This window comes from Lonsdalea quercina subsp. quercina (assembly GCF_000688655.1).
Lineage (GTDB): Bacteria > Pseudomonadota > Gammaproteobacteria > Enterobacterales > Enterobacteriaceae > Lonsdalea > Lonsdalea quercina.
This window is the reverse complement of the sequence record NZ_JIBO01000018.1, coordinates 25267-32337: the sequence shown is the minus strand read 5'-3', so window position 1 is coordinate 32337 and position 7071 is coordinate 25267. Positions and strand designations below refer to the sequence as shown.

Genomic DNA, 7071 nt, shown 5'->3' with positions numbered 1-7071 from the left:
CCTTTAAGTCCCCTGAAGGGCCGTTGAAGACGACGACGTAGATAGGCTGGATGTGTAAGCGTAGCGATACGTTGAGCTAACCAGTACTAATGACCCGAGAGGCTTAACCTTACAACACCGAAGGTGTTTTTAGAGAGACGAGATTCAGCTTGTTCAAAGATTGGTTCTGGTGGTTGCACGGGAAGAGAGTGTAACGGCTGGAATGAAACAGAATTTGCCTGGCGGCGATAGCGCGGTGGTCCCACCTGACCCCATGCCGAACTCAGCAGTGAAACGCCGTAGCGCCGATGGTAGTGTGGGGTCTCCCCATGTGAGAGTAGGGAACTGCCAGGCATCAAATCAGTAGAAACCCTCAGCGCAAGCTGGGGGTTTTTGCGTTGGGGCGAAAAAGAAAAAAAGCGACCACCCCGCGGTCAGACCGTCACGCCAGCCCGCCGACTGTTTGGGCAAGCCGGCGGTCACCCTGGCATGTCCCGGCCCCTCACAACAGCCGTCGCGATGAGCGTTTATCGTCCATTCCCATTCTCGTTGCCTAAGTCTGCCCCTGATCTTGCACTAGCACCGACCTTCTTAACCAGAACTGATGCGGTACGGATTGACTTCGGTATATCATTAGCCCTGACGAACCGCGGCCTCTTTGCCTGCGAAAATCCGCCTCTTCTGCCCTTGATCATGCTACAACTCGGCGCATCGTCGCGTCGGTGTATTTTCCTCAGGGAGACGGCAGCATATTGGCTAGGTCTGCCGTTAACGCAGGGATGCCGAGGTGATGTGGTACCAACATGGTTTTGCCAGGATGTTAGTCGCCTCAATATGAAGCCGTTGGTGCTAACCAGGGTGAATTGCCTCTGGCTCACAAACTTGAATGAATGTATCCCAATCCAACTGAACCCCCAACAGCGTCTGCTTTGCGTGCTCTGGATAAGGACATGTTAATTGGATCTAACACTCAGCGCAGGTCTTAGCTTAAGCGGTAGGCAAACTGGCGTCAGGGTTAGGGTCAACGAGAACTTAGAAATACAGCAAGGCACACTTCAGAAATCACTGCTCAATAATGTTTCTGAATCGAGTAAACTATAGCGATTAAATATATCGAGCATGAAGACGACTATGACGAGNGCCGCCGCATTACAGCCCTATAACTCATTCTCCCTGCCTGTTTCAGCCAAAGATGTGATCACAGCCAAATCAGCCGAAGATCTTCTTTACGCCTGGAAAAAAGCGACCATTTCGGAACAGTCAGTGCTAATTCTAGGCGGTGGAAGCAATGTCCTTTTCCTCGAAGATTTTGCTGGTTGTGTTGTATTGAATCGTCTGAAAGGAATTGAGATTAAGGAGACGGACACATGTTGGCATCTTCATGTCGGTGCTGGCGAAGTCTGGCATGACCTGATTGAATTCACCTTACATCATCACATTCCCGGATTAGAAAATCTTGCATTAATCCCTGGTTGTGTCGGCTCGGCCCCCATCCAAAATATCGGAGCGTACGGTGTTGAGTTGAAAGACGTGTGTGCCTACGTCGATGTCTTGAACCTTCGTACCGCCGAACTAACGCGGTTGGCACAGGACGACTGCCGGTTTGCCTACCGTGAAAGCATCTTTAAACATGAATACCGTGATGGCTATGCGATTACGGCGGTCGGATTAACCTTGCCCAAAACCTGGCAACCGGTGCTGAACTATGGAGATCTGACGCGACTCAATCCTCAGACTGTGACGCCACAGCAGGTTTTCGATCAAGTGTGCGCTATGCGCAAAAGCAAGCTGCCCGACCCTGCTGTGAATGGGAACGCTGGAAGTTTTTTCAAGAATCCAGTACTTCCTGCCGCTCAAGCGAACGAGCTATTACGTCGTTTTCCCCTCGCGCCGCATTATCTTCAGACTAATGACGAGGTGAAATTCGCCGCCGGGTGGTTAATCGACCAATGTGAGCTTAAGGGCTACCGGATTGGGGATGCTGCGGTACATGCGAATCAAGCTTTGGTTCTTATCAACGTCGGAAATGCGACCAGCAAAGACGTTGTCGGCTTGGCGCGCTACGTGCGCAATCAGGTGGCCGATAAATTTGGCATTNGGTTGGAGCCTGAAGTGCGATTTATCGCGTGTCAGGGCGAAGTTAACGCAGTCGAGGTGTTGGCATGAGAGATAATACAGTTCCCCTCAAGTTGATCTCTATTTTATCCGACGGTGAATTCTATTCGGGTGAAGTGCTTGGCGAGCGCCTGGGTATGAGCCGCTCCGCAATCAACAAACACATACACACGATTCGTGAATGGGGCCTTGATGTTTATACCGTAACCGGAAAAGGCTACGCATTACCTGCCCCCATAGAGCTGCTGGATGCTGAAAAAATCCGGACGCTCACCAGCGGTGGAAATATTGATGTGTTGCCCGTCATTGACTCCACCAACCAGTATCTGCTGGACCGCCTCGATAAGGTTTCATCGGGGGATGTTTGCATCTCTGAGTATCAGCAGGCAGGACGGGGGCGAAGAGGGCGGAGATGGTTCTCTCCCTTTGGCGCTAATCTCTACTTATCGCTCTACTGGCGTTTGGAACAAGGGCCTGCGGCCGCGATTGGGGTGAGTCTGGTCATTGGTATCATCATGGCTGAGGTGCTGCATGACCTGGGCGCGAGAGGCGTGCGGGTTAAGTGGCCCAACGATCTTTATTTAAACGATCGCAAGTTGGCTGGAATCCTGGTTGAGCTAAACGGCAGAACTGGGGATGCGGCTCACCTTGTTATCGGCGCCGGAGTCAATCTGCGTATGCGGGAGCCGGGAGCTGAAATAATCAATCAAGGCTGGATTAATCTGCAGGAAGCGGGAATAACTATCGATCGCAACATGTTGGCGGCTCGCTTGATAACAGAGTTACGAGCGGCGTTGATATCTTTCGAACAGCATGGTCTGGCTCCTTTCATTCCCCGCTGGAAGGCCCTGGATAATTTTTATAATCGGCCGGNAAAACTGTTGATGGGCGATAAAGAGATCGTAGGCGTTGATAAAGGAATTGATAATCAAGGGGCTTTGTTATTGGAGCAAAACGGCGTCTTGATACCCTATATCGGAGGGGAAATCTCGTTGCGTGGAGCATCATAATAATAAGGGGATGTGATATCCCCTTACGACCTTATTTACGCAGCGTTACGCGCTCGACTGCATGATTGGCGCTTTTCGTCATAATTAAGCTGGCTCTTTCACGCGTCGGAAGAATATTTTTCTTCAGGTTTAACCCGTTGATTTCATTCCATACCTGCGACGCGAATTCCACTGCTTCTTTTTCCGTAATTTTTGCATAGTTATGGAAATAGGAGTCCGGGTTGGCAAATGCGCCCTGTCTGAATTTCAAGAAGCGATTGATGTACCAGCTTTTCAGCAAATCTTCCGGCGCGTCGACATAGATGGAAAAATCCACAAAGTCGGATACGAAGACTCGATGTGGATCATGAGGATAGTCCATGCCGCTTTGTAAAACATTCAACCCTTCCAATATAAGAATATCGGGCTGTTCGATGATCTGGTGCCGGCCAGGGACGATATCGTAGGTCAGATGGGAGTAGGTCGGTGCGACGACTCTAGGAGCCCCCGACTTCACTTCAGAAACGAATTTCACCAGGCTGTGCATATCGTACGACTGCGGAAACCCTTTTTTCTTCATCAGGTTTCTTTCTTTCAAAACCTTATTAGGATGCAAGAAGCCATCGGTGGTGATCAATTCAACTGTACGGTGTTCCGGCCAACGACTGAGCAAGGCTTGCAATACGCGCGCAGTCGTACTTTTCCCGACAGCCACACTGCCAGCCACTCCAATAATGTAGGGAATTTTTTGTCCGTCAGTGCCTAAAAACTGCTCCAAAACTGCCTGGCGTCGCAAATTAGAGCTGATATAAAAGTTCAATAAACGGGATAGTGGCAGATAAATTTCTGCAACTTCATCCAGGGATAGATCCTCATTGATGCCTTTGAGTTTTAATATTTCTTTCTCTGTCAGCGTTAACGGGACCGAATCCCGCAACGTCGCCCACTGCTGACGATCAAATTGCAGATATGGTGTGGCCAAGGATTGCTCGCTATCTCTCATAAATACGTTTCTATATGCCAGTACAGCGTTAAAAGGTGCCATGTCGGTCTTAAAACCGTCAGATAAAAAGACTACCCACCTTTTATTGGGGAAAATTAAATGATGACGGGCAGATTACCACCATGCGGGTAAAGAAAAGAAGAAGAAATCCAACGCAACGCGATGCCTTATAAAGGCATCGGGTTTATTTCAGTGAGCGATAACCCACCAGTATCACTTCACGATAAAAAGACGTTTGTAGTAAATCGCTGTAGGGTGATAAATCCCTTCGGGGGAGCATGCGTAATCGGGGATTTCCCCCAGATAGGTATAGCCCTGCGACTGGTAAAATAGTTCCGCCGTGGAGCCTGCTTCTGTATCAAGATAAAGCAGGCCGCGCTGCAGGCTAAACGCTGCTGTTTCAAGTTCGTGCAAAAGATGATGTCCTATTCTCTTTTGTTGATACTGGCTGTGAACGAGCAATTTCTGAATTTCCGCACGATTTTGCCCATTCGATTTCTGGCAAAGTTCCAGTTGCACGGTTCCTACCACCTTACCCTCATAAAGCGCGACCCAAAGTCGGCGTTCTCCTTGCGCAATAGAAGGCTTCAGACTATCGAAATAACTTTCGGCATGTTCATAGGACAAGGGCATTCGATATCCGATTGAGCAGCCATTATCAACGGCATCAATCAGTAATCCCGCCAACGCATGACGATATAAAGGAAATGTGTCGGTGGAGATCAAGACAGTTTTCATAAAGTCTCTCCTGCAAAATCAAGCACTGGCGGATGGCCTCTTGACTATCAACGAGCAAAAAATATACCACTTTCAACACAAGCTACCGGGTTTTATGCGGGCGATATAGCGATAGTGGCTAGCCTGCCCGTCATTGGAGAGCATGAATTATGACGAAATGGAGAGAAGAGGGCTCGATTAGACCTTATGAAGAATGCAGTTGATGCCGCAGGTGTGGTGCATATTTGCACGAATTTCTAACGTTTATGCAAAACAATGTCCAGAAATGTGCAAAATCTAAGCGACAGTGCATTTTAAGCAATTTTTTTGTTGCATAGACCGGCCACTCTACCTAGAATGCGCAGCACTTGATGCCGGCTTAGCTCAGTTGGTAGAGCAACTGACTTGTAATCAGTAGGTCGCCAGTTCGACTCCGGCAGCCGGCACCATCAAGTACACAACCAGGTGGGGTTCCCGAGCGGCCAAAGGGAGCAGACTGTAAATCTGCCGTCACAGACTTCGAAGGTTCGAATCCTTCCCCCACCACCAATTCAAGCCATGAAAAATGGCTGAATCGATGTGATAAAGCAACAGGTATCATGTCGATGAAGGTGAGGAGTTGCGTGGCAATTATTTCCTCTCCCACCATCAATTCAATCCTGGCAACGGGATTAACACGATCTGGTGTTCCAATAATCGGATCGAAAAAATCACGGCATGAATGTAATATGTGCCGGGGTTTTGACTCTACAAAGAAATCAGGTAGCCGAGTTCCAGGATGCGGGCATCGTATAATGGCTATTACCTCAGCCTTCCAAGCTGATGATGTGGGTTCGATTCCCACTGCCCGCTCCATATTAGATGTGCTGATATAGCTCAGTTGGTAGAGCGCACCCTTGGTAAGGGTGAGGTCGGCAGTTCGAATCTGCCTATCAGCACCACTCCTTTTATATTCCTCCTGATTTCCTTTTGTTAAGCTCAGCAAGTAATTGCTTGGTTGATGTGGTGATATCACCGATTTATCCGTGTCTTAGAGGGACAATCGATGTCTAAAGAAAAATTTGAACGTACTAAACCGCACGTTAACGTCGGTACTATCGGCCACGTTGACCATGGTAAAACAACGCTGACCGCTGCTATCACTTCCGTACTGGCGAAAGTCTACGGTGGTGCTGCTCGCGCATTCGACCAGATCGACAACGCGCCGGAAGAAAAAGCACGTGGTATCACCATCAACACGTCTCACGTTGAATACGATACCCCGACTCGCCACTACGCGCACGTTGACTGCCCAGGGCATGCCGACTACGTGAAAAACATGATCACCGGTGCTGCCCAGATGGACGGCGCGATCCTGGTCGTTGCAGCGACTGACGGCCCGATGCCGCAGACTCGTGAGCACATCCTGCTGGGTCGTCAGGTAGGCGTTCCGTTCATCATCGTGTTCCTGAACAAATGCGACATGGTTGATGACGAAGAGCTGCTGGAACTGGTTGAAATGGAAGTTCGCGAGCTGCTGTCTCAGTACGACTTCCCGGGCGACGATACTCCGGTAATCCGTGGTTCTGCTCTGAAAGCGCTGGAAGGCGAAGCTGAGNGGGAAGCGAAGATTGTAGAACTGGCCGAAGCACTGGACAGTTACATTCCGGAACCAGAACGTGCTATCGACAAGCCGTTCCTGCTGCCGATCGAAGACGTATTCTCTATCTCCGGCCGTGGTACTGTAGTGACCGGTCGTGTAGAGCGCGGCATCATCAAAGTGGGTGAAGAAGTTGAAATCGTGGGTATCAAAGACACGACTAAAACGACTTGTACCGGCGTTGAAATGTTCCGCAAACTGCTGGACGAAGGCCGTGCGGGTGAGAACGTTGGTGTTCTGCTGCGTGGTACTAAGCGTGACGAAGTTGAACGTGGTCAGGTACTGGCTAAACCGGGTTCAATCAAGCCGCACACCCAGTTCGAATCAGAAGTTTATATTCTGAGCAAAGACGAAGGCGGCCGTCATACTCCGTTCTTCAAAGGCTACCGTCCGCAGTTCTACTTCCGTACAACTGACGTAACGGGCACCATCGAACTGCCGGAAGGCGTGGAAATGGTCATGCCGGGCGACAACATCAAGATGGTTGTCAACCTGATTGCTCCGATCGCAATGGACGATGGTCTGCGTTTCGCTATCCGTGAAGGTGGTCGTACCGTAGGCGCCGGCGTGGTTGCTAAAGTTATCGCTTAATTGCTGATAATTTAAACTGTATAAAAAGGCACTTCGGT

At 49.7% G+C, this 7071-nt stretch carries 5 protein-coding genes, 4 tRNA genes and 2 rRNA genes; 9 read left to right on the top strand and 2 right to left on the bottom strand.

Annotation, left to right across the window (positions count from 1 at the left end; translation table 11 throughout):
* From RZ35_RS15810 to birA, 4 genes are all read left to right on the top strand, one after another.
* Positions 1-111 (top strand): 23S ribosomal RNA (locus RZ35_RS15810); the annotation flags it as partial.
* A gap of 106 nt (positions 112-217) precedes the next feature.
* Positions 218-333 (top strand): 5S ribosomal RNA (gene rrf / locus RZ35_RS15805).
* Between the two features lie 777 nt (positions 334-1110).
* Positions 1111-2145 (top strand): UDP-N-acetylmuramate dehydrogenase, encoded by a 1035-nt coding sequence (gene murB / locus RZ35_RS15800; protein ID WP_026744181.1) that lies wholly within the window; start codon positions 1111-1113, stop codon positions 2143-2145.
* A complete protein-coding gene (birA, locus tag RZ35_RS15795; protein WP_026744180.1) occupies positions 2142-3104 on the top strand; it encodes a bifunctional biotin--[acetyl-CoA-carboxylase] ligase/biotin operon repressor BirA in 963 nt (320 codons plus the stop codon). The genes murB and birA overlap by 4 nt, the downstream gene beginning before the upstream one ends.
* 31 nt (positions 3105-3135) lie before the next feature.
* Here the strand turns inward: birA and coaA are convergent, their stop codons facing one another.
* The gene (coaA, locus tag RZ35_RS15790; protein WP_026744179.1) at positions 3136-4086 is read right to left on the bottom strand and encodes a type I pantothenate kinase; all 951 of its coding nucleotides are present in this window, start codon (positions 4084-4086) and stop codon (positions 3136-3138) included.
* Between the two features lie 213 nt (positions 4087-4299).
* Positions 4300-4824: a GNAT family N-acetyltransferase gene (locus tag RZ35_RS15785; RefSeq protein ID WP_026744178.1), complete on the bottom strand. Its 525-nt coding sequence runs from the start codon at positions 4822-4824 to the stop codon at positions 4300-4302.
* A 352-nt stretch (positions 4825-5176) separates the two neighbouring features.
* On the opposite strand from RZ35_RS15785, the gene RZ35_RS15780 reads away from it, so the two are divergent.
* From RZ35_RS15780 to tuf, 5 genes are all read left to right on the top strand, one after another.
* Positions 5177-5252: transfer RNA gene (locus RZ35_RS15780), tRNA-Thr, on the top strand.
* A gap of 15 nt (positions 5253-5267) precedes the next feature.
* Positions 5268-5352, top strand: a tRNA-Tyr gene (locus RZ35_RS15775).
* A 231-nt stretch (positions 5353-5583) separates the two neighbouring features.
* Positions 5584-5658, top strand: a tRNA-Gly gene (locus RZ35_RS15770).
* Positions 5659-5668: 10 nt separating this feature from the next.
* A tRNA-Thr gene (locus RZ35_RS15765) sits at positions 5669-5744 on the top strand.
* A 104-nt stretch (positions 5745-5848) separates the two neighbouring features.
* Positions 5849-7033, top strand: coding sequence for an elongation factor Tu (tuf, locus tag RZ35_RS15760; protein ID WP_026744177.1), 1185 nt, complete (start codon positions 5849-5851; stop codon positions 7031-7033).
* Positions 7034-7071: the final 38 nt, after the last annotated feature.

Coding starts and splice junctions, on each gene's coding strand:
- coaA (WP_026744179.1), bottom strand. CDS start 4,086: ATGAGAGATAGCGAGCAATCCTTGGCCACACCATATCTGCAATTTGAT.
- RZ35_RS15785 (WP_026744178.1), bottom strand. CDS start 4,824: ATGAAAACTGTCTTGATCTCCACCGACACATTTCCTTTATATCGTCAT.